This window comes from Arthrobacter sp. efr-133-R2A-120, assembly GCF_030209835.1.
Classification (GTDB): Bacteria; Actinomycetota; Actinomycetes; order Actinomycetales; family Micrococcaceae; genus Arthrobacter.
In genome coordinates this window covers 25,504-45,769 of record NZ_JARVRF010000001.1, presented here as the reverse complement: position 1 = coordinate 45,769, position 20,266 = coordinate 25,504, and the positions used below count along the sequence as shown (strand labels likewise).

General features: G+C 63.4%; 19 protein-coding genes. 16 read left to right on the top strand and 3 right to left on the bottom strand.

Features of this window, described 5'->3' with window-relative positions; genetic code table 11:
• Window positions 1–477: 477 nt before the first annotated feature.
• Both QRN52_RS00205 and QRN52_RS00200 read left to right on the top strand, forming a co-directional pair.
• On the top strand, window positions 478–1,248 hold the full coding sequence (locus tag QRN52_RS00205) for a ParA family protein (protein WP_284750799.1): 771 nt from the start codon (window positions 478–480) through the stop codon (window positions 1,246–1,248).
• A complete protein-coding gene (locus QRN52_RS00200) occupies window positions 1,245–1,724 on the top strand; it encodes a hypothetical protein (protein ID WP_284750798.1) in 480 nt (159 codons plus the stop codon). The genes QRN52_RS00205 and QRN52_RS00200 overlap by 4 nt, the downstream gene beginning before the upstream one ends.
• An 88-nt stretch (window positions 1,725–1,812) precedes the next feature.
• On the opposite strand, the gene QRN52_RS00195 is transcribed toward QRN52_RS00200, so the two are convergent.
• From QRN52_RS00195 to QRN52_RS00185, 3 genes are all read right to left on the bottom strand, one after another.
• Complete coding sequence (locus QRN52_RS00195) at window positions 1,813–3,654, bottom strand: MarR family transcriptional regulator (RefSeq protein ID WP_502869669.1); 1,842 nt, start codon at window positions 3,652–3,654, stop codon at window positions 1,813–1,815.
• Between the two features lie 201 nt (window positions 3,655–3,855).
• A complete protein-coding gene (locus tag QRN52_RS00190) occupies window positions 3,856–4,086 on the bottom strand; it encodes a hypothetical protein (protein ID WP_284750797.1) in 231 nt (76 codons plus the stop codon).
• 434 nt (window positions 4,087–4,520) lie between these two features.
• Window positions 4,521–4,853: a helix-turn-helix domain-containing protein gene (locus tag QRN52_RS00185; RefSeq protein ID WP_284750796.1), complete on the bottom strand. Its 333-nt coding sequence runs from the start codon at window positions 4,851–4,853 to the stop codon at window positions 4,521–4,523.
• Window positions 4,854–5,109: 256 nt separating this feature from the next.
• Between QRN52_RS00185 and QRN52_RS00180 the strand changes: the two genes are divergently transcribed.
• The 14 genes from QRN52_RS00180 (at window position 5,110) to QRN52_RS00115 (ending at window position 20,250) form a co-directional block, all read left to right on the top strand.
• Window positions 5,110–5,589, top strand: a complete 480-nt coding sequence (locus tag QRN52_RS00180; RefSeq protein WP_284750795.1) for a hypothetical protein — start codon at window positions 5,110–5,112, stop codon at window positions 5,587–5,589.
• The gene (locus QRN52_RS00175) at window positions 5,582–6,664 is read left to right on the top strand and encodes a CHAP domain-containing protein (RefSeq protein ID WP_284750794.1); all 1,083 of its coding nucleotides are present in this window, start codon (window positions 5,582–5,584) and stop codon (window positions 6,662–6,664) included. The genes QRN52_RS00180 and QRN52_RS00175 overlap by 8 nt, the downstream gene beginning before the upstream one ends.
• A 5-nt stretch (window positions 6,665–6,669) precedes the next feature.
• The gene (locus QRN52_RS00170) at window positions 6,670–7,185 is read left to right on the top strand and encodes a hypothetical protein (RefSeq protein ID WP_284750793.1); all 516 of its coding nucleotides are present in this window, start codon (window positions 6,670–6,672) and stop codon (window positions 7,183–7,185) included.
• A gap of 49 nt (window positions 7,186–7,234) precedes the next feature.
• Complete coding sequence (locus QRN52_RS00165; RefSeq protein WP_284750792.1) at window positions 7,235–8,425, top strand: MinD/ParA family ATP-binding protein; 1,191 nt, start codon at window positions 7,235–7,237, stop codon at window positions 8,423–8,425.
• A gap of 11 nt (window positions 8,426–8,436) precedes the next feature.
• Complete coding sequence (locus QRN52_RS00160) at window positions 8,437–8,781, top strand: hypothetical protein (RefSeq protein ID WP_284750791.1); 345 nt, start codon at window positions 8,437–8,439, stop codon at window positions 8,779–8,781.
• Between the two features lie 3 nt (window positions 8,782–8,784).
• Entirely contained in the window at window positions 8,785–9,567 is a 783-nt protein-coding gene (locus QRN52_RS00155; protein WP_284750790.1) for a hypothetical protein, read from the top strand.
• Window positions 9,554–11,335, top strand: coding sequence for a hypothetical protein (locus QRN52_RS00150; protein ID WP_284750789.1), 1,782 nt, complete (start codon window positions 9,554–9,556; stop codon window positions 11,333–11,335). The genes QRN52_RS00155 and QRN52_RS00150 overlap by 14 nt, the downstream gene beginning before the upstream one ends.
• Before the next feature lie 45 nt (window positions 11,336–11,380).
• Entirely contained in the window at window positions 11,381–12,946 is a 1,566-nt protein-coding gene (locus QRN52_RS00145; RefSeq protein WP_284750788.1) for a hypothetical protein, read from the top strand.
• The gene (locus tag QRN52_RS00140; RefSeq protein ID WP_284750787.1) at window positions 12,943–14,625 is read left to right on the top strand and encodes a putative type IV secretion/conjugal transfer ATPase; all 1,683 of its coding nucleotides are present in this window, start codon (window positions 12,943–12,945) and stop codon (window positions 14,623–14,625) included. The genes QRN52_RS00145 and QRN52_RS00140 overlap by 4 nt, the downstream gene beginning before the upstream one ends.
• Window positions 14,622–16,313 (top strand): type IV secretory system conjugative DNA transfer family protein, encoded by a 1,692-nt coding sequence (locus QRN52_RS00135; protein ID WP_284750786.1) that lies wholly within the window; start codon window positions 14,622–14,624, stop codon window positions 16,311–16,313. The genes QRN52_RS00140 and QRN52_RS00135 overlap by 4 nt, the downstream gene beginning before the upstream one ends.
• Entirely contained in the window at window positions 16,310–16,987 is a 678-nt protein-coding gene (locus QRN52_RS00130) for a hypothetical protein (protein WP_284750785.1), read from the top strand. The genes QRN52_RS00135 and QRN52_RS00130 overlap by 4 nt, the downstream gene beginning before the upstream one ends.
• Window positions 16,988–16,997: 10 nt before the next feature.
• Window positions 16,998–18,122 carry a M48 family metalloprotease gene (locus QRN52_RS00125; protein WP_284750784.1) on the top strand — a complete coding sequence of 375 codons (1,125 nt, stop codon included), beginning with the start codon at window positions 16,998–17,000 and terminating at the stop codon, window positions 18,120–18,122.
• Window positions 18,123–18,584: 462 nt separating this feature from the next.
• Entirely contained in the window at window positions 18,585–19,631 is a 1,047-nt protein-coding gene (locus QRN52_RS00120; protein WP_284750783.1) for a PDDEXK nuclease domain-containing protein, read from the top strand.
• 178 nt (window positions 19,632–19,809) lie between these two features.
• The gene (locus tag QRN52_RS00115; RefSeq protein WP_284750782.1) at window positions 19,810–20,250 is read left to right on the top strand and encodes a hypothetical protein; all 441 of its coding nucleotides are present in this window, start codon (window positions 19,810–19,812) and stop codon (window positions 20,248–20,250) included.
• Window positions 20,251–20,266: the final 16 nt, after the last annotated feature.

Here is a 20,266-nt window from a genome sequence, read left to right as displayed (position 1 = left end):
GCAGGGGTCGCAGGTTCGAGATGTATGAATGAATGCATTGTTTCATTCATTCATTCATTCATTCATTCAGTCCTTCCTTCCTGCATTCATTCAAGAAATCGGTCATGCTATCATGCATGATTTCGTTCATGCATTCTTGCAAGCATGCATGAAATTCTCCCGGTCAGCGACCAACCGGTGGTGGCTGCGCGGAATTAACCCGGGCGTGTTAAGGATTGCAGTCATTCATGCATGAAGCATGCTCGATGACTCGAATGCTCGGCGGGAGAAGTCGCGCCCCACCGGGGTGGGGGGCGCCGAGGTCGTCTGCGTCTTGAAATGACCGAAAATCAGCGGATTTCTGGAGGAATGTAAACATGCATGAAAGAAAGAAATCATGCTGGAAGGAAAGATTGCTTGCATGACATCTTTGTCACAGTAGGGGGCAGGCGGCGTGGCTGCTTGTAACGCATACGTGCGTCAGGAATGCTTTCAAGCATGCAAACAATCATGGTTTACAGCGAGTCGGGTGGTGCCACCAAGACGACGACTGCTGTATCACTCGCGGCCGTCACCGCCGCTTCAGGGCGCAAAGTTGTACTTGTCGACCTCGACCCGCGGGCCGCGGCCAGCAAGTGGATCGGCGTTGAACCCAAAGAGGAAGGTCTGCACGTCGGCGCCATCCTGGGGGACGCCGATCCGGAAGGCTGGGCTGAAGATCTCGCTGTGGAGAGCTCGTGGTTTCCGAACTTTCGTGTCGTCCCCTCGGCCCGCAGCGTCTCAAATCGTGAGGCTGACCGCGCTGACCATGCGGAGTTGCGCTTACGCACGTCACTCATCGGGATAAACGCAGACGTCGTCATCATCGATTGCCCGAACCGCCAGGGTGGCCCGTTGACGCTGTCTGCCTTAAACGCCGCCGACACAATTGTGTACGCAGCAGGAGCCACCGTCGATGGAGTGGATGGTGTTGCAGGCGCCCGCAAGAGCGTCGAACAGTTCCGGATGTCCCGTAAGCGGATCGGCGCCCCGGACAATCTGCAGGAGGCTGGCATCGTCGTCGGCGCCGTCGCTTCTACGGTCATGTCACGCATCGCGGTGTCCAGCATCGATGAGCTTCGGCAAACCGGGATGCTGCTCACCCCACTCGTCCCACACCGGACCATTGTCCAGGAGATGCGTGTAACACAGGAATGGTATGGCGAGTACCGAAAGGGCCTGCCCGTCGTGGAAGCCTACACCGAGTTGATGAAAGAGATCGTCAAGTGAGCGATGACTTGAAAGAACGCCCGCCCGTCCTCAAGCGCAGGCCCCGGCCGGCGGCCGATGAGAAGGTCGATCCGGTGGACTACTCGCCGGCGGCCCCCGCCCAGGCATCCGACGCCACTTTGGCACCCGTCGTCGCACAGGCTGCCGAGCCTGACGCCAGTAGGGTAGCGCCGGTGGTTAAGTCGGAGCCAGACACCACGGCTCCAGAGACCCAACCGGTGACGGTCGAAACGCCGGTGGCCCCACCGGCCGCGACACAGGCTGTTAAACAGGCGGCTCCCGTCCGCCAACAGGCCAGGGCTTCGACGAGCACCAAGAAAGCAGTCAATACAAAGACTAGCCGCCGGGAAGTGACATACCCGTTCAGCACGCGGCTGGCCCAGAACGTTGTGGATGTGCTTTACGCTGCAGCTGACGAAGAAGGCATCTCGGTCCGCGAGGCAACCGAACAGGCGATTCTTAGCCGCTGGGGCTGATGAAGGAAAAGCGCTGATGAGGTTCTAACGGACATGAATGAATGAAATCTTTCATGCATGAAGGAAGATCGACCTCGCGCTGCCAACTCTAAGAGGCTCTTGTGAAAGCAAGGTCCGTGAGGGCCCACTCATCGGGTGGGCCTTCAAACGTCTCCCAGGGATAGTCTTCGCCAGGGGAGAGCAGCTCAGCGACGGTATTGACGTTCTTGGATAACCACTCCCTCCAGAGGATTCGGTCGTTCTTGTATTTCTGAAGCTGCTCAGCGACGGCCTCCAGGACGCCGAAGTGTTCGGCAAGCTCCTTCAGCGACGTCGTGGGCACCACTGACCATGCCCTTTGCTTGTTTCGAACGATCATGTTCCAAGCAGCCATCACGTCGAGCGCTTCACTGACAGCGGTACGTGAGAGACGGGTGATCCGGACGACGTCCGCCGTTGCCAGGCCGGGGGAGTGCTCGAGTGTTTCGTACACGAACGCCGCCGGCAAGCCCAACTCCCTGAAGACAGGACGGAGGGCATGGATTTTCCCCTTCGGCCAGGTCAGGTCTTCGGCTGCTGTCTTCACCTCCTCCGGCACCGTCAGCATGTAGAGATCCCCTTTGGTACCACGGCCTTCTTCTACCAGTGTTACCAAGGGATCTTTCTCGCTGCGCAAGGCTCTCAAATGGGATCCGACCGTTGTGTGGTCCAGACCGGTGGCCACCGCGATGGACCGAGCGCCGAATTCCACAAACCTTGACGCTGTCTTGTGAGCAGCTTCCCCCAAAGAACGCAGTACCATCCGGCGGGCAAGTCCGGTTCTGGAGTCGGCGTAAGCGTGTTCCTTTAGGTGGAGTGCATTGCGCCAGGTTCTGATGAACCGATGTTCGGCATCGGGATTCGATGAAATCGGATTTCCTTCAATCCCTTGGGGCTGTGTATTTGGCTGGCTTGTGGGGGATATACGGGCATTGTTCTTTCCGTTCCTCGATTCCTTGTTTCTGCTGAGGTAGCTGATAGCGTTCATCCAGTCCCGTCGCAATGCGGGGATGCGGTGGCGGGATGTATACCGGGCATAGAAAGAGGCCAGCCCGGGCCAGCTCCCCTGCAGAATCCGGCGCTCGACCTCGACCAGCTCCATGCCGGCTGCTGCAGCGCCGGCAACAATGGCCTGGCGGGCTTCCGAGTCGGAGGCGTACCGGTTGGCGTCGTAGAGCCCGGTACGTGCCATTTGCTGCATGGCCCGGGACATTCGGCCTGCAAAGTATTGGACTCCTGGTGCATCGACGGCCGTCGGCATGTACGTCTGCTCAAGGCGCAGTGCACGTACCGCGGCTATCTCACTGGCCAGATCATCGTTCATGGCAGACCAGATGGAGATCGAATTGGGGCGGCGGGCAACGTCGTAAGCCATGGAAAGTGACATGGCGAGCTGCTGGTGGCCGCCGTGCTTGTGCGGCGAACCGGGCGTGCGCATGCAGCCGTGAAGGATGTTCTGGTGCGGGGTCTTGTCCAGAGTCCGGTACCGGGTGCCCAGAGCTTCGACAAGATCGCGTGCTTCAGAGAAAGTCACACGTTCAGCCAGCGGGATGTAGACGTGGCGTCCGCCGTTGGGCGAGTAGTCCTCAATCCAGCGGGCTCCGCAGCGGTGCAGCCAGGCCTGGACAGCCCGAACGTCGGCCTGAACCCAGTCAGTGCCTGCGACAGCGGAGTCGAAGTCAAGGAAGATCGCGGCACAAGTACCGTCTTTGCCGAAGATCCGGACCGCGGCAGGGAGGGCGGGGAGCGCCTCAGTCAGGGCACGTTCGTGCTTCTGCGGGTAGGTCTTTCCGGCGTCCTTGGAGAGCCGGACGCGCGGCTGTCCGGCGAGCATGGGTGCAAGTGCAGCCCACAGTTGTGCGGGGTCATTTGAATCGCGCGACACGCCAACGCCGAAGGCAGCTGGCAGCACGATCGCGTGCTGGGGTACGATAACCTTGTTCCTGTCGAATGGAATGACAAAGGGCCAGTCCTGCCAGACTGGTTTTATAGCAGCAAAAAGGTGGGCCTGTGAGGGTCAACCACTCGACTTACTTACTGTCTCGCCGGCCAGCAATCCAGAAAGTAAGTCTCAATCTTCGTCGAAGGCCCGCTTAATGCGGGCCTTCTTCTTTTATGAGGCTAAGCGCCTAAGGGGCAACTCCTCCTGCTGAACTATTGCGTGAAGGTTGGTGTTGGCCAAGCGTTGGTCGACCAAGTCGGACAGCCAGTCGCTTACGTACTGGTACCCCTCAGCTTTGGCAATGAGGTCCATTGCGTCTGCCTTCGGTGTAGCGATGCGGAATCCGACGAATTTGCGGTCGCCTTTGGAGCGCCTGCCTGTGCGGGTTACTGGTGCCATCATCCCTGTCCTTTGAACTCGGCAGTTGAAAGCCGCCGTTGCTTCAATAGATTGGTCGGGCCGAATGTCTTAGTGGACCCTGAGAGTCGAATTGCTGGGTAATTCGGCATCTCTGAAACCGAAACTATCACCGAGGAGTGATCTATCCCGGCATTGAAACTGAAACAGCTTTCGGCGTGTTGAAACAGAAACACGTGCCGAAATCAACATCAGCCGCACTAAGTCCTCGTGCCTCCTCCAGTGGAGAGTTAGCCCCGTTCGGTCACTCCGACTCCGTCCCCGCCTGAGCGCGCCGACGGACAATGATGGCGTGGTCGTGTACCGGCCGTAGGGGAAGCTGAAGTTGGCTGGACGTCTCGGTGAAGCCCATCTGGTTTCGGTACTCCATCTTGCCTGAGCGCTCAATTACGCGACTCAAATCATGCGGTGAATCCCAGCTAATCGACAAGCCCGAAGGACCTGCCCAGGGCCTCGTAGTGGCGGCGGAGCTCATCCGTGACCACCGAATATTTGACCCGCCGCCCGGTGCGGTCTTCCACGGGAAGCACTCGCGCCGGGTCGGCAACGACCACCCCGGCGTCCGCGAGCTGATACAGGTGGGCTTTGACTGTCGGACGACCCAGCCCCGTTCCGTCGGCAACCTCGGCCGCCGTGGCGGGGCCCTTTTCTGTGAGGAAGCCAAGGACGGCAACCTTCGCGTGATTGCCGCCGAACGCGTCAATTGCCGCCTCCAGGGAGGCTGGCGCTTTCGGTCGGACATATCGAGGCATGAGTTATATCTTGCCCCAACCATTTGAACTTGGTCATACGCAGAGCTTAGCGCATAGTTAAACTATGCGCTAAGCTTGTCATACCGATCGACCTGTTTTATGACGGGTTTGTTTCGCACAGCCGGTGGGATGGGTCTCGTTTGGGGGATGTGACAAGAACATACCGGCGGTATGGGAGAGACTTTGCCCGGCTCCAATCGATGGATTTTGTCGGGACCGACTGGTAGGGAGTGATCGTCCGGAGCAAGGGGGAGTGATGGAGATGGCAAGTTTGTTGCCTTTCGGGGTGATGTGGCCGGCAACACCGTTCCTGTCAGACCGTGCTGCCGCCGAACGTGAAGGGTTCGCCGGATGGATCAACATCCTTGACGTCCCGGAAGACCATCGGAAGGTCCTGACTGTCATGTTGGGGATGATCGATGACAACGAGCTGGTGGATGGCCGCTGCGCCGGTGTGACGTCCGCGGCCGAGGTCGCGCGACGTGCCGGTGCCCTGGGTGATGTTGAGGCGGTTCTTGGGGAGTTGGTCAGTACCGGGAATCTGCCCCTGCATCCTGCGGCGGAGGTCTTCGGAGACAAGCGCCCTGGTGTCGTTTTCCGGCTCCGCCGCCCTGATGTGGTCCTGACGGTCGAGTCGGCTGGTCAGCTGTGGATTGCTGACGCTTGGCCCCGGAGGAGTGTTGCCGCCATCCCGCTGACACGAGCGCTTGCAAGAGAACGGGGCGGCAATGCTTAAGGTCGTTGGTGCTGCGCTCGGAGCGATTCTGGTTCTTGTCGTTGGTGTTGTTGTCGTGCTCGATGACAACAACAGCGACACCCCTGTTGCTGCCGGCGCCTGCTCTCCGCTCGTTGATGCAGCCGGACGGGCGTCGGGATCCCCGGCGCCGGGTGGGAACATCGCCGGCTATTCCGGGGTGCAGCTGGAGAACGCGGACAAAATCATCGCCGCCGGCAAAGCGCTGGGCCTGTCCGCGACGGGCCAGACCATTGGGGTGATGACCGCGATGGGCGAGTCCTCCTTGAAGGTCCTGGACTACGGGGATGGCCCGGGTCCTGATTCGCAGGGTTTGTTCCAGCAGCGGGCCAACGGCTCGTGGGGTTCGTATGCGGACCGCATGGATCCGAGGATCAGTGCAACGAATTTCTTCAAAGCACTCCAACGGGTTTCTGGGTGGGAGTCGCTGCCTCCGACAATCGCGGCGAACCGTACCCAGCGCAACGCGGACCCTTATCACTACGCCCGGTTCTGGGGGCCGGCAACTGAAGTGTATTCGGCGAGGGCCGGTGGCACTGTCCCGGCATCCGGCTGCATGGGCAATGCCGGCGCGGTGGGGGAGGGCGATGATTACCCGGACGCGGGTAAACCTCATTGCATCATCGAAGCCGGTTACACCTGCCCTGACGGCAGTTTGAACCCTGCGACCTCGTTCTATTTCCGGGAGTGCGTGGACTTTGCCTGGTATCGGCTGATGCAGCAGGTGGGCCCGGGGGCGAAGTTCACGCCGGGATCCATCGGGGCAGGGAACGCGGTGACGTGGAAGGCCGCCTGGGACCGGCAGGGCTGGCCCACGAGCAAGTCGCCCGTCGTCGGGGCGATTGCCTGGTTCGATGCGGGTTTCCGGTCTCCGAATCTTTACACCGGGCCCATGGGGCACGTGGGTGTGGTGAAAGCAGTCATGGGGGACCGGATCATCATCGAGCAGTACAACGGCATGGCCCCGCCCAATGACCACCGGTATTCCACGATCGAGGTTCCGGCTGGCTTCGCCAGCGCCTACCTGTACATCCCGAGCAAAGCAGATCAGAGGTAACTACCATGCTGCACACCACCTATAGGGTCGCTGCCGCGGTCGCCGTGGCCGTCGTTTTGGCCGGGTGCGCTTCCACGGCACCGGCCAGCGACCCGACGCCTGCCCGACAGGCCCAGGCTTCATCCGCTCCGACGGTGGGCGAACACCGGCAGGTCGCCCCGGATGCCCCCGCTGCGTCTTCGCTTGCCTGGGACCAGTCGTCCAAGGCCGCCGCTTTGGACGTGGCCACCAAGGCCATGACCCTGTACGCCCGCCCGTCGGTGGGGGAGGAGAAGTGGTTGGCCGATTTGAAGCCGCTGTTCACCCCGGCCGCGGCGGAGGACTACGCCTATGTTGACCCCTCACTGATCCCGATCAGCACCTTCGGCGCCGGGGATCTCTCGATCGACGAAAACAACGGGTACGCCGTCCTGGCACAGTTCGGATCCCCAGCCGGGACCTTCGGTGTGCAGCTGCACCGCACCGGCAGGGATGCCCCGTTCGAGGTCGTCCGTTTCGTCGTCCCGGAAGGTGCCAAATGAGCACGGCACCGACAACCCACCATCACGCATCCATGAAAGGAACCATTCGATGAGCACGAACTGGCAGGGAAGTGAGCGGTCCAGCCGTTCTCCCATTAACCTGACCGAGCCCTACACCGAGGCCGAGGCCGCTGCTGCTGTTCCGGAGCCGGCACTGAAGGTTGTTGCGCCTTCAGCCGATCAAGCCCCCACTGCTGAGGAAATCCCGTCAACTGTTGTTGACCGGTCCGAGACCGAACCGCTGGTGCGCGGCCGGCGCAGTGCGGCGATCCTGCGCAAAGAGAACGTCGATGACCAGCTGCCTCCCACCACCGGCTGGCAGGCATTCCTGCGGACGGTGAGCTTCGGATTGATCAGCCCGAGGGTCGGAGCCGCGGAACTGGCCCGCCGTTCTGATATCGCCGCGATCCAGCGGATTTACTCGCGCCCCATGAATATCATGGTCGCCCAACCTTTGGGCGGTGTCGGGAAGACCACCTGCAGCATCGGCCTGGGCTCGACCTTCGGGATCCACTCCGCGCTGCAGACTCTGGTGTGGGACAACAACGAGACCATGGGAACAGCCGGTGTCAGGACGAATTCCAACGACTCGACCCGCACGGTCTGGGATTTGCTGCGGGTGTTGGAGTCCTTCGAAACCGTACAGGCCCGCAAGGGCGAACTGAGCTACTACACCCGGCACCAGGGCAACAACGGCTTCCACGTTCTGGTCTCGGACGAAGACCCGGACCGCATGAAGTCCATCGGCGTGGAAGAGTTCAACCGCCTCCACACGGTGGTGGCGAGGTTCTACGACACCATCATCGTGGACACGGGCAACAACACCCGTTCGGCGAACTGGCTGGCAGCCGTCGAGGTGACGGACCAGCTGGTCATTCCGACCACGCTCAAACGCAACGCCGTCGTCTCGGCCCTGAGGATGATCGAGCAGCTGGAATCGATGTCCGAACACACCGGCCATCCCCGTTACAAGGACCTCGTGGCCAATGCCGTCGTTCTGGTCACCCAGGGCGCGGGCTGGAAGGAAGCCACCGCGGAACAGAAGAAGCTGCGCGAAGCACTCAGCGCTGCGGTCCGGACCGTTGTTGACATCCCCTACGACACGGCCCTGGATACAGGGTCCATCATCGACTGGCAACTGGTCGGCGACCCGGCCAGGCGCGCGTTCGAGCGGGCCTCCGCCGAGATCGCCAACGGCCTCCTTGCCGTCGATGCCGCTGCCGCCCCCACCGCCCGCTAGGAAAGAAGCCCATGTTCACTGCCTTGAAATCCGAGATCATCATCCGCTCCGCGGTGCCCTTCGTAGACAACCCCCTGGATTGGACGAAGCCGAACTTCGACGTGTTCGGCGTGAAGTTCAAAAACGCCGCTTCCCTCATCATCGGCGGCATCTGGGGCCTTGCCTTGGTCCTGGTCGCCGGGGCGTTCCTGTGGAACCTGGCCAAGTGGGGCATCGCCCGCAAGCGCGGGCACACCGATGACATTGCCGATGGTGCCGACGGGGCCAAGAAGACCGCGATCGCGTTTGGTTGCACGGCCGGGGCAGGCGTGATCCTAGGCTTCATCCTGGCGCTCGTTGGCGCGATCGGGGGATAGTCGGTGCGCGGACGTTGGAAACTCCTGATCGCCGTGGCCATTGTCATCGTCGCCGCTGTCGCCTCGGCGCTGGTCATGAGCCTGCGCCCCGGCTCCCCGGCCCCGGGAAGCCCACAGTCCGGTCTTGGGCCGTCCGGGAAGCTTGGCTTCCCGGTCTCCCAGCTCGCAGTCGGCCAGGGAGGGACGAAGACCGCAGCCGACGGGAAAACCCCCATCGGCTACGACGGATCCTGCGACTCCGCAGCCCAGGCAGCCGCCAACTACCTGCCCCTACGGGCTGATTTCAATGCGAAGACCTGGGAAACCCAGAAGAAAGCCCTCGTTCAGGTCAGCCTCCCCGGCCCGCAGAAGGACCTTGTCATGCAGGTGAACGATGGGAATGCGGCGAACAAGGCGTACCAAGACGCCGGCTTCGACGGCGGCTGGCTGCAGCGCTTCGACGTGAAGGCCGGCGGCCTCTACCGGATCGTCTCCTGCGAGGCGAATAAGTCAGCGCTCGTGCAGGTCTTCACGGGGTCTCTTTGGGCGCAGATGACAACCGCGCCCAGGCCGGCATTTGCGACTCAGGAGATTGAGCTGGCCTGGGACGGGGACTGGAAATACTCCAATGCCTTCCAGCCTTCTGACGATCCAACGATTGGCCGCCGGCTGAAAGACACCGGTCCCTCGCTGCAGCCCGAGGATTTCACGCAGACGTTGCAGGTTCTGACCGCCAAGGATGTCGATGTGCTGTTCCAGGGTAAGAGCCGTGAGGGGTGGGTTGAGTATGCGAATGCTACGCGCTAGCCGCATCAGGGCCGTCGCATCCTTCCTGGTGGTGTTTTTGTGTTTCGGGGTGGTGGGCGCCCAGGCGGCCCACGCCGACGACGGCCAGCCGGCCGTAGGCCAGACCCTGAACGCGGACCAAGCCAAGCGCCTGGCCAGCCTGCCGGCCGACCAGCGCAATGCCATCCGCGACGACATGAACAGGCAGCTCGCCAAAATGTCCTGCGGAAATTTCTGGCTGCCCCTTGCCATGACCGGTGCGGACTGTGAGCAGGTCGCGGCCGCCGCGTACGAGACGTTCTTGACGACCCCGGAGAAGGCCATGGCCTTCAACCCCAAAGACGACGGAAAGACTTTTTGCGCCGCTCTGGCACAGGTCAAAGCTCCCGTGTCGGCCATCGGATCGTGCACAACTTCGGAAGCCCTTAATAACTTTCTGCCGGTGTTGGGTGCTGCGACGCGGGTGGCGTTGCAATTGTCTCCGGGCGGGCAGTTCGTGTTGGGCACGGTGGATACGGTGGCGTTCATTGCGAACGCGAAGGACGGGTTTGAGAAGTTCGCGAACACGGTCAAGGCCGAGGCGGTGAAGTCCACGAACGAGGTGATGAACAACCTCCTGAAGACCTCTGCCCTGTCGATGGATGACGAGTTCCGCAATACCTGGGCAGCGTTCGCGGCCGTCGGCATCGTCGTTCTGGCACTGATGTACTTCAAGCTCTGGAAAGACGTCTCCAACGAGGACGTGGACCTTGAGGAAGCCCGGAAATCGTTGTTCTGGTACGGGCCCTTGTCGATCATCCTGGTGCTGTTCGGGCCGGCGATCGGGTACCAGCTCAATTCCTGGATCAGCGGGTTGACCGAGGCTTTCACCGGCTGGACCGCAGGGCATATTGCCACGTTCATGGAGGTCATTGCCCGCTTCGCTTCGTACCAGTCCAACGGCGTGTTCGGGCCCTTGGTCGCGGTCGTCGTCTATGGACTGTTGTTCCTGGGCGCGTGGGGGCTGCTGGCGATGTTCTTCCTGCAGCCCTTTGCGCTGTACCTGATGGGGGTGGGTATCGCGGTGATGATCGGCTTCATGATCCATCCCGAGTACCGGCAGCGGGTGGCCAAGACCGGCACCTTGTGGATTGCCATCGGCTTGTCCAAACCGGTCCTGGTGTTGCTGATGGGTGCGGTCTTCACTTTCATTTCCACCCGCCCGGCCTTTCAGGGCGGTGGTACTGACGATGCGATGGTCAACGCGGCCAGTGTGTTCATGGCCGGGTCCGCGATGCTGCTTCTGGCTTTCTCGCCGGCGCTGCTGTTCAAGTTCGTTCCGCTGCTGCCTTCGTCTGCGACGGGTCTGGGTGCTGGTCGTGAGTCTGTGGCCGGCGCGGCGATGGTTGCCGGGGCAGGTGCCGGGGTTGATGCGCTGATCCGGAACCGCCGGATCGCCCACAACCGTTCCGCTGATCCTGGGACCAACAGGGGGTCTTCGACGCCGTCCACCCCTTCCGGGAACTCGGCCGGATCTGGGCAGGGAACGGAGTCTGGCGGGGACGGTCGGAACCTCGGCCAGCTGCAGCGCGATGCCAGGACCGGCAGGAGCGGCTCCGGACAGGACGGTGCCGGGCAGGGGCGGGGGTCCGGTGCCGGGGCTGTGGTCCGGGGGTCCGGGAAGATCGCGGCGGGAGGGGCGGCGGCGTTCCTGCTGGCAGGCCGGGAAACGGCCCGTCAGGCGGGGCTGCGCGGGAAGCGGTCGACGGGCTCGATGGTCCCGGATACCGACCACATCAGCGGCCGCTGACGGCGGCCAAAAATGATTCTTTTTCGAGCGGGAAGCGGGTAGGTCATGGCACGGATGGTGGTTATCGGCGGTGAGGTCGGCGGCCGCGGGTTGTTCGGCGGCAAGCGGACGCCTCCGGAATGGGCGGGCCTGGGCGTCGCTGTCCTCGTCACGGTCATGGTGTTGCTCTCGGCCGGGCCGATCTCGGTGCTTTCGCTGCTGGGCGCGGCGGCGGTGCTGCTGGCCGGTGTTGTGTTGACGACGCCGAACAAGTTCTCCGGGGACCGGTCCCTGGGGGCGTTGTTCGTGGAGGCCCGGCACCGGAAGCATCGCCGGCGCAAGGGCACCGTGAACTTCACCCCGGTGAAGGACCGCCCGCAGACCCGGCGCGTGAAGGCCCCGAAGTCCCGGCGGGAAGAGGCCGACGAGCACGGCATGATCGATATTCCTCTCCGGCACCGGAACAACGCACCGTTGATGGTCGGTAACGTGCGGCATTTCGTGTACGCCTCCCCGGAGGGGCCGATGGTGATTTTCCGTCACCAGGGCAAGATCAAGAAGCCCTACTACACGGTGACCTTGGAGACGCTGGGCACGAGCTCGGGGATCCGCGAAGAACACCGCGAAGATGCCGGGCACATCGCGCACGGGCTGATGCTCTCCCGGCTGGCACGCCGGCAGCACCTGGTCAGCCATGTCCAGTCCCTTGCCCGGGCGGTGCCGGTGGACTCCGCGGATCACCTGTTGTGGATCCACCGGCGCATCCCTGCCGGGGTCCCGAAGGTGTTGTTGAAGTCCTATGGAGAGTTGTGCGATCTTGTACAGTCCAGGGCTGAGCAGCACCGCAGCTACGAGACGTTCCGGATCCCGGTCTCGGAGAAACTCTCCCGCAAGGCCCGCGCCGTTGGCCCGGGAGATCTCGGATACGGCAAGGCCATTTACCAGGAAGTCCGCTCGGCGATGTCCCAGGCCGAGATGATGGGCTCCGTTCAGGCCTTCCGGCCCTTGGGGGCTGAAAACATGGCGGCGTTGCTGCGTCACCTGCAGGACCCGGGCTTCGACATTGACGACACCACCGGCGCGGACCTGATGGACTGCTGGCAGCACCTGGACGGCGCATCCTCGCCCCATTCGGTCATCGTGAACGGTTCCTGGCACACCCGCACCGGGTATGTCCCGGCCACTGCGTTCAGCCCCGAGGCAATCCCCGTCCAGGCCTTGAAGGCCGTGATCAGCGGAATCCAGCCGGCCGTGGTCCACAGCGTGTCCGTGGTCATCGAACTCCAGGACGCGCGGGCGGCCCGCGGAAAGGCCCGCTCACACGCGGCCATGGACCGGGCCCGGGGCAAACAGGTCGCCAAATCCGGTGTCGTGACCGACGGCAGCGAGGAGGTCCTGCTCAACGCTTCCCACCAGCGTCTCCTGGACCTGAAACCCGGCTCCGGGCACCACGGCGCCGCCTACGGCCTGTACATCTCCTACTCGGTCGAGCACGAGGACGAGATCCTGGGCACCGCCGACATCATCGAGGCCGCGGCCGCCGATGCCGGGATCGAACAAATCGACTGGCTGGATCAACGCAATGATCTGGCCCTGATCACCACCATGCCTTTCACCAGGGGGATCCGATGAACATCACCGACACCACACCCCGGCCGGACGCGGGAACCACCGCCGCGCTCAAACGGTTCTCGCTGCCGTGGGCTGTTGCCAGGAAGTCCCGGCGCAGCATCCGCGCGGCCGCCCGGGCAGAAACCCAGGCCGGACAAAACCATGCCGCGCACCTGACCGCCGAGGGCCTGGAACGGGCCAGGAACGCCAAAACGACACAGAACGGCAAGGCGGCGAAGAAGCGCGCCCGGAAGGAGGCCGCCGCCAGGGAGCGGGCCGAGCTGGACGCGTCCAACACTCCTCTCCGCTGGCACCATGAGCGGGCATGGAAGTTCGCTTCCACGCTCGGGTACTACGATCCGGCCGCCCCGGGGATCCTGTCCTCGACCCGGCAGATGGAATTCGCGCACATGGCCATCGCGTCGCCCCCGACATCGCACCGGGGGCTGCTGTTCGGGGTGGACGCCGGGTCCGGATGGATGATCGTCCACGATGTCTTCAGCTCCTACGGCGAAACCCTGGAGTCCCCGAACGTCTGCTACATCGGCGATCTGGGGCAGGGAAAGTCCTCGGCGATGAAGACCTGGGGCGTGCTGCGCCAGCTGATCCTGGGCCGGCGCATCGTGGTCATCGACAAGAAGTACCAGCTGGACATCAGAGCCGGTGAATACACTCCGCTGGCCAGGGCCCTGGGCGTGACGCCGGTGAAGTTCCGGATCGGCGGCGGCGGATCCCGGATCAACATCCTGGATCCACGGATCGCGGCCCGCCTGGATGAAGAGGACCACGACAGCGGGACGGCGGCCGAGACCCCGGCCGGGCAGTCGATGCTGCTGCGCGCCGTCACCGAGGAAGCCCTGGAACGCCGCTTGACGCCCAAGGAGGGCAAGGCTGTGCGCATGGCGCACCGGCAGGCGCTGGCCTCCGTCCGCGGAACGGGACGGGACGCGGACATCCGGGATGTGCTGGCGGCCCTCTACGCCCCGGATGCGTCGGCGGCTGCGGACGCGAACCTGACGGTGGAGCAGCTGAAGGAGTGGGGACTGGATCCGGCGTTCGAGCTCGAACGCATGATCGAAGATGACCTGGCCGGGCTGATCGACGGGCCGACCAGCCCGGACATCGAACTCAGTGGCGGGCTCACGGTCTTTGACGTGTCCCTGCTCCCCGAAGACGGCCCGGCCCTGCCCTTGGTCATGACGATCATCAACACCTGGCTGGCGAACACCCTGTACCGGCAAAAGACACCAGTACCCACCACTCTGCTGATCGAGGAAGCCTGGCACACCGTGCAGGGCTCGGTCGCGAAGGTCACCCGCCGCAACACCAAGCTCTCCCGCGCCTTGTCGCTCTCCTGCCAGTTCGCGTTCCACCACATCTCCGACATTCCCCAGGACAGTCCGGCGATCGCGATGCTCAAGGAATGCGGAACGGTGTTCCTCTACAAGCAGGGCAAGCGCGAAGACGCCGTGGCCTGTGCCAGGCTGTTCAACCTCCCGCCCGGGTCCGCGGACGACATCGGCAAGCTGCAGAAGGCCACGTGCCTGATGAAGGTCGGCTCCTTGGATCCGTTTGTGGCCATTCACCTGCGCAGTCCGCTCGAGGTGGCCCTGACCGACACGGACAAGGCCATGAAGTCCGCAGCGACCCTGGACCTCGTCCAGGCACTCACCGAACGGGAAGAGGAGAACGTCGCATGAGCAAACCGGTTTCGTCCGAAACGATTCTGATCCGGATCCTGGCCGGCAGTGCGGCCGTCCTGCTGCTCTGCGCCTTTCTGGCCTTACAGCTCGGGGAGGTCTTCACACCCACCGGCACGATCTCCTGGAACCCGGCGGATTTGGGCACAACCGTCAGGGCCGGCCGCTTCCAATACCCGGCGGCATCCACCTGGATCCTGGTTGTCCTGCTCCTGGCCGCGTTCCTTGGGGCTCTCTGGTTGTCCATGACAGTCTTCGGCGCGAAGCCTGAAGACAACGGCCTTCCCCGGTACAAGGACCTGGAACACCGGATGGGCCGCAAAGCAGCCCTGAAGCAGGCCCGGCAGGCACTCACCTTGCCCGAGGACGCCTCCGAGGAAGACATCATCGTGGCCCTGTGCAAGCTGGACGGGGACGTCCTGTACGTCCAGCACGAAGACTCGATGTGGGTCTACGCGCCCCAGCGATCAGGCAAGACCCTGTGGCTGGCAGTCGGCATCGTCGTCGATGCCCCCGGCCCGGTGCTGACCACCTCGACGAAGATCGACCTGCTGCAGCTCACGGCCCTGCGCCGCCGGCAACAGGGCACCGTCGAAGTGTTCGACCTGCAGGACACTTCCGGGTGGCCCCAGTCGATCAGCTGGGATCCGGTGGCCGGCTGCGAGGACCCTGATGAAGCCCTGGCCCGCGGCAAGGCCTGGGCCGGGGCACAGCCCATGGGGGATGTGAAGAACGGCGACTGGTTCAACAGCAAGGCCGCGGCCGTGCTCGGCCGCTTCCTGCACGCTGCGGCACTGGACGGCGGAGACATCGAAGACGTCGTGCGCTGGTCCAACAACTTCTCCGACCCTGAGCCGATGGAGATCCTGCGCGAGCACGGAGCACCGGCCGCGTTCGCCGCCCGTTTGCAAGCGCTGACCTCTTCCCGGGCCGGAGAAACCGTGGACTCGATCCAGGAAACCCTGGCCGGGCTGCTGGAGCCGTTGTCCTCGCCCAAGGCGCTGCGCTTCCTCACACCCGAACAGGGTGAAGGGTTCGACGTGGAAACATTCCTTGCCGGCGCGAACACCCTGCACCTGGTCACCGACGGGGAAGACTCCCCGGTCGCCCCGCTCGTGACCATGTTCGCCGACCACATCTTCCGCAAGGCCCAGAAGATCTCCCAAGGCCGTGCCGGTGGCCGGCTCTGGCCGGTGTTCACCATGGTCCTGGACGAAGCGCCGAACGTGGCCGCGTTCCCGAAGATGGCGGCGGCGCTTTCGGACTCCGGCGGCCGCGGGATCCGGATCGTCGGCTTCAGCCAGTCCTTCGCACAGAACCGGGCGCGCTGGGGCGTCGAAGGCGCCAAAGCCATCCGCGGCACCTCCTCGATCCGGATGTTCCTTCCCGGGCTGGAAGAAATCGACGAACTCGAATCCATTGCCAAAGCAGCCGGCCCCACCACAAAGACCCGTACGTCCACGTCCAGGGGCCGCACGGGCACCTCCACCACCATCAGCGAGGAAGAGCGTCCGGTGATCCTGGCCCACCAGATCCAGCAGCTCGACAGGGGCCAGGGGTTCATGCATTACTCCAACCTCCGGCCCGCCGTCGTTGACCTGATCCCGTACTGGGACCGGCCCGACGGTGAGCAGATCGCCCAGGACCGCAAAGCCGTCGAGCGGATGACCGGAAGGATCAGCGCGTGATCCAGGACCCGTACGACGGCGGTCCCCTCCCTGATGACGAACCGGCACCGGAAGAGACGACACCGCCGTTTGACGACGAAGGCCCGGGCCCAGGGCGGGGAATACCGCCGGACCGGCGTCCTGTGGAGGATGGTCCGGCGGGCGTCGACGCTGACGGGGTGCTCCCGTCCCCGGAAGAACTGCTCCTGGAGCACGACGGGCGGATCGGCGTGCTCCGCACGGACGTCAACGAACTCGCCGGGGTTGTGGCGGACCTGCTGGCGAACCCGCCCAAGGGCAAGCCGGCCCCGTGGAACTGGAAGCACCTCAACGGTTCCGCCGCGGCGAAACTCCTGACCGAGCTGCGCGAATGGGTGGACTGGTACAACGACCGGTACGGCGTCGCAGCCGATTCAAGGATCCCCGGCTGCTGGTACCGGCACGCGCCCGTCGTGGAAGAACTCACCGGCGTCTGGGTCGCCTGGCGTGCCGCCTACTACGGCCACACGACTCCGTTGGATGCCCCGGCGTACTGGCACGAGCGGATCCTCTGGCCCACCTTCGACCGGATCACCAAAAGGCAATGGGGGATGGTGAACTGCATCAACGGCCACAAAGACCCCCGCCCCCAGCAGACACCCTCCACCGACAACGGATTCGACGAATTCCTCAACACCCTCGGACAGGAAGAGTAAAGGAACCCACATGAACACCACCTCGGTGGCTGACCACGGAAGAAGCAATGTCGGTACCGGGCACCAGGGTGCCGGTCACGACGGGATTACGAAACCACGCGGCTTATCGGGGGCCCGGATGAACATGGACAACAGCTCCGAAACATCGGCGGCGGTGAAACGCCGGCGCCGCGGCGTCGACTGGACGGTACTGGTGCAGCTGGTGGCCATGGTGCCCTCCCTGCTGGCGGGTCTGGGAATCGTCGTCCTGGTGATCTCCCTGGTCCTGGGATATGTCCCCAGCAAGCCGGCGTGGACCCAGTGGGCGCCGTTCGGGGCCGCTGCGCTGTGGTTCCTCCTAGGGTTCGTGTGGTTCGCGCCGTTCCTGCAGTCCTTTCTTGCCCGGTCCTTCTTCCTGTTCAGGCCGCCGGTCCTCGCCGAGCTGCGCCACATGGAGTACTCCTGGCATGAGGTCCTGAGGCGGGCCGGTATCGGCGACCGGGCAAAGTTCCGGCTTTGGATCCAGGACACGGACGATCTGAACGCCAGCGCAGCGGGCGGAAGCATCGTCTCGGTCACCCGGGGCGCGTTGCGATACAGCGGGGATCATCTGGGCGCTGTCCTCGCCCATGAGCTCGGTCACCACCTGAACGGGCACACGTACCCGGGCCTGTTGGCCTGGTGGTTCAGCCGGCCCCTGTACTGGTTCCGGCGCCTGGCCCGGCTGGTGCTGCGCATCGCACTGGCCATTCTGCGGTTCATTTCCTACCTCAACGCCCTGGTTGCCCTCGTCGGGTACCTCTTCATCGGCAGCGTGTATCTGTTCGTGTTGATCAGCATCGGACGCGGCATCTTCTGGGCGTGGGAGACGTCCTGGCCCGCCGTCGTGCTCCTGGCCCTGGCCTGGATTCTGGCCCCGGCGATGAACCGCCAGGCCGAGTACCGGGCCGACCGGACCGCTGTCCAGCTGGGCTATGGTCCGGCGTTGGTCGACGTCTTCCGGGACTGGCAGTATCTGGGCTTCGACGACCACCGCCCCGGCGGCCTGCGTGCCCTGTACCTGGCCTCGCACCCTCCACTGCATGCCCGGATCCGGAAGATCGAAAAGCAAGTCGCCCTCACCCTGCAGCACTGCCAGGGCACCCGCCGTGGCTGACCCGCCATGACCACCGAAACTCTCACCGCCGGCCAGATAGACAACCCAAACCAACACTGAAGGAGAACAACCGTAGCCACTTCCGAGCACGAACATGAGCCTTTAGGTTGATGTAATCTCCAAATCAGCCGTTTGGATGTGGTTCAGGCCGCTTGGACGGTAGTGGATCTGCCGACGAGGATGCATGAAGATGCTGCAAGGCCTGCGCTGTTGAGCCTGGCGCTGCCGCCTCGGGATGGGCGACATTGGGGTCAGCTGGCAATTGAGAATCAACTCTCAATTGCGCTACAGCTTGTGGCACATTTGTCGGTCCCGCGATCGGCCTATAAACGGAGTTGCTCTGCCGTCCACCCACCAAGAGAGTCTCGGGAGCCGCACCGTCCCGCGACCGGAAGGCAATTGTCCAGACACTGTCTGGACAATTGAATCTTGAGCGTCAGTGGTGGCCGTTAGGGTGGATACATGACTCAAATCGAGCTGGATCTACCCGAAGATTATGCAGTCGCACTCACGACCCTCAAGGATCTGGTGCGGGAGGCTCAACTCAGGGCCCAGCGGGTGGTCAACAGCGCGATGATCGAGTTGTATTGGAATATCGGACGGACGATCCTGGAACGGCAAGCAAACGAATCCTGGGGCAGTAAGGTCCTGGACAGGCTTGCACGTGACTTGCGCGCGGAGTTTCCGCACATGAGGGGATTTTCCCGGACGAATGTCTACAACATGCGCGCGTTCGCGGCCGCGTGGAGCGGTCCGGAACCAATTGTCCAGACACCATCTGGACAATTGAGCTGGAGCCATAACGTCACGCTCTTGAACAAGCTCAGCGACCATGAACTGCGCCGCTGGTACGCCTCCAGAGCGGTACAGAACGGCTGGTCGGTCGCCGCTCTTGAACACCAGATCCTCACCGGCCTCCACACCCGCACCGGGGCAGCACCGAACAACTTGGAAGCGCGCCTCCCGGGCGAAGGAACCGACCTGGCACTGGCTGTCGCCAAGGATCCCCTCGTATTGGACTTCTTGGGCCTTACCGAGGAAGCCCAAGAACACGCCATCGAAGAAGCCATGACTCTGCGGATGGCTCAGACCCTGGCCGAGTTCGGCCCCGGCTTCGCTTTCGTCGGCCGGCAGTATCACCTAGACGTTGATGGAGACGACTTCTTCATCGACCTTCTGCTCTATCACGTACCTTCAGACCGTTACGTTGTAGTCGAACTTAAGGCAGGAAAGTTCAAGCCTGAACACCTAGGGCAGCTGAACTTCTACGTCGCAGCGGTCAACGACATGCTGCGCCTTCCTCGGCAGGCGCCCACTGTTGGCATCATTGTCTGCGGGTCTCGGAACGAACGCACCGTGCGGTACGCGCTCGACGGATCCGCACAGCCCCTGACAGTCACGTCGTACACGTACGAAGCGCTCCCGGCCGAGGAAAAGGCAACCCTGCCCTCGCCAGCTGCAATCACCGCCGCGCTCGAACACGACCCCGCCGACGCGGTCGAAGCCTGATTACTACACCTGCGGGCTGCCGGTGGAACGACGAGCACGCGGCGCGGTCGTTGCCCAGGTAACACTGGGACTGGCCGGGTGCTCCGCCCAGCCAACGGCAACCCCGTCGGCCACCGGTCCGACAGCTTCGACGTCAACGCCGGCCACTCCGGCGACGACGACCACACGAATGCCTGGCGTGTCCAAGCCTGCTACATCGCCGGCAGGCAGCGAAACGTGCCAGGTTTCCTGCGGCGACAACCCCCAGTACAAGGGCCCGAAGGACCTCCCGGCCCCCTCATGGGCCCCCGGAGACAAGGAAGCAGCACCGGAAGCCTCAACCGCTGTCATGGGCGCCTACATCAAGCCCGGAACCAGTCACGGGACGTGGTTCGCTGGCATCCGTCCCCGGTTCACCGACCAGTACGCGATCGGGCTGGGAAAGTTCGACCCGGCCTATCTGACGGTATCGAAGATGACCGGTCCCGCCACCGCGACAAACGACCCGGCGAACCCCTTCCAGGTCATCGTCGATGTGCCCACCGACGACGGCGTGTACAAGGTAACGATGCTCCGGGCAACACAGACCGCTTTCTGGTTGGCGAACTCGATCATCCCGCCACTCCCGGGCAATAAATAACGAAAAAGATAGGAAC